General features: G+C 36.2%; 2 protein-coding genes. Both read left to right on the top strand.

Features of this window, described 5'->3' with window-relative positions; genetic code table 11:
- Positions 1-1395 precede the first annotated feature (1395 nt).
- Positions 1396-1800 carry a hypothetical protein gene (locus F9U64_RS22470; RefSeq protein ID WP_153407128.1) on the top strand — a complete coding sequence of 135 codons (405 nt, stop codon included), beginning with the start codon at positions 1396-1398 and terminating at the stop codon, positions 1798-1800.
- Between the two features lie 155 nt (positions 1801-1955).
- Complete coding sequence (locus F9U64_RS22465) at positions 1956-2324, top strand: hypothetical protein (protein ID WP_153407127.1); 369 nt, start codon at positions 1956-1958, stop codon at positions 2322-2324.
- Positions 2325-2532: the final 208 nt, after the last annotated feature.

Below are 2532 nucleotides of genomic sequence, written 5' to 3'. Positions count from 1 at the left end.
TGAAGCCTTTGCATTGGGGTGTGTATTTGGTTTATTGGGAATTGTGTCTTTAATCGTAAATAGCGTTGTGTTAATAATTGTTCTTTTAATCTTTAGGGGTATTTTGAGTGCGGAATTATATATGGAAGTTTTATTAAGATAGCAGGTAGCAAGAGTTACAGAAGGTGATTATCGAAAATGATTGTCTTTCTTTTCTTGCAAAAATTCAATATTTTCTTTTGGAATATTATGTTAGCATGGAGTTATTAAGGAAGAAAGGATCAAAGCATGAGGTGGGGCCGTGAGTTTTGCAGTTAAGAAAGGATCATAGCATCAAAACATCAGGTGGGGCCGTGAGTTTTGCAGTTAAGAAAGGATCATAACATCAAAACCTAGGGTGGATTCAGGAGTTATGCAGTTAAGAAAGGATCATAGCATCAAAACATCAAGTCGGGCCGTGAGTTTTGCAGTTAAGAAAGGATCATAGCATCAAAACCTAGGGTGAATTCAGGAGTTATGCAGTTAAGAAAGGATCATAACATCAAAACATCAGGTGGGGCCGTGAGTTTTGCAGTTAAGAAAGGATCATAGCATCAAAACCTAGGATGAAGCCGGGAGTTTTGCAGTTAAGAAAGGGTCATAGCATCAAAACCTAGGGTGAAGCCGTGAGTTATGCAGTTAAGAAAAGATCATAGCATCAAACCTCGGGCTGGAGCATGAAGTAATGATGTTAAGAGTCATCAACCTATCAAAACACTCGAACGCCCAAAGAGATTTGATAGGTAAAGCCCATCAACCTATCAAAACCCCCACTCGCCCGAAGAGATATGATAGGAAAACCCGCTCAACCTATCAAAACCCCCACCGGCCCGAAGAGATTTGATAGGAAAACCCGCTCAACCTATCAAAACTCCGACTCGCCCGAAGAGATATGATAGGAAAACTCGTTCAACCTATCAAAACTCCCACTCTCTTGAAGAGATATGATAGGAAAACCTGCTCAACCTATCAAAACCCCCACTCGCCCGAAGAGATTTGATAGGAAAACCCGTTGGACTTATTGCTGGTTGAAATGATATGTCAGCAAAATACGAGTAAGGTACTCGTGCTTCATTCAGAACTGTCCCCAGAGGAAATATAGACAGTAAATGCAAGAGGCTGAATAAAGATAAATTTATTATGGTTTTCTCAAGTAATTACTGTCAGAAACCAGACTTCCCACGGGATAGTCTGCATTAGGAAACCGATGGGGTAAACTTGACAGCTTTCAAATTGACAGCCTTTTCATGATGATATGTTAGATAACCTTTTACATGAATGGGAACCGTATTTGTATCCATTCGTACAGAAAACAGCAATAGCAAGAATTCAGTTTGTTGCAACTATTTCTAAATGATCCTAGGAAGAGGTGGATAAATGAAAATTAAAGTTAATCTGTTTAGCTTTTTGTTAATGGGTATTTTTGTATTAGCCATTCTTAGCGGTTGCACTAGTTCAAAATACGAAGAGTTTATCGAGGAGTTAAAACCTGAACATAGTAATTACAGGTTACATCTGTTCTATCATAATGGAGAGACACCTCGTAATGAAATGGATGAAGTCCAATCCTTCATGCATTCTAACCAAGTAATTCTGGATAACATTACAGAAGTGGTTGGTCATCCTTACGATGAGAAACTGAGTAAAAATCTTAAAAAATTGGACGTAGAAACCTATCCAATGTATGTCCTAATGAATAAGGATGGATTTGTTTATAAGTCCCCTTACTTTAGTGAGATTAAAGCCTTTATCAAAAAGGAATTGAAAGTGACAGAAAGCTAAACTAAAGGGAGCAAGAATTACAGAAGGCGATAATCAAAAATGCTTGCCTTCCTTTTTTTTTGAAAAAATCCAGTATTTTCTGTTGGAATATTATGTTAGCATGGAGTTATTAAAGTAACGTGGCAGTAATGTGGAATAAAGGGAAGGTTGGATAAATGAGATTTTTTCTAATTTTATTGATTTCAATTATAGCTTTATACGGTTGTAGTAGTCAGGAAATAGAAAATGTTGAGACTAATTATTACCCCGCTGAAAAAGTAACAGAAGAAAAAACAGAAACCAATCCAGATTATCGTAATATGTTTATTGAGAATATAAAGGATAACCTTATCGTTATTGCCCCACATGCTACCGATCCAGAGGCTTCTTATCCAGTTTATGAGATATTTATTGATGAAAACACCAATATAGAAGGAAGCAAACAGAAGTTAGATGAATTAGTTGTAAATGATGACGTAAAAGTCTGGATTAAAAAAATAGATGATGATAAAGAAATTGCTGAGAGAATATTTGTCCATGAGTAAATGCTTATTCTATTAACGAGTGCTAAAAATTGAGAAAAGCAATCAGTGATTGTCTTTTATTTTCGAAAAACAAATGGAATATTATGTTATTATTGAATTAAGAATTTCGAGTTAACTAAGGGGAACAATGAAAAGGAGCATTCCTGTAATGAAGAAATTTGAGGTTTGAATACAAAAAGCCTCCTTGGTATGATACGAGGTGTCCGAT

It is taken from the genome of Gracilibacillus oryzae (assembly GCF_009498735.1).
GTDB lineage: Bacteria > Bacillota > Bacilli > Bacillales > Amphibacillaceae > Gracilibacillus > Gracilibacillus oryzae.
The sequence above is the reverse complement of the archived record's forward strand: the minus strand, read 5'-3'. Positions and strand labels throughout refer to the sequence as shown.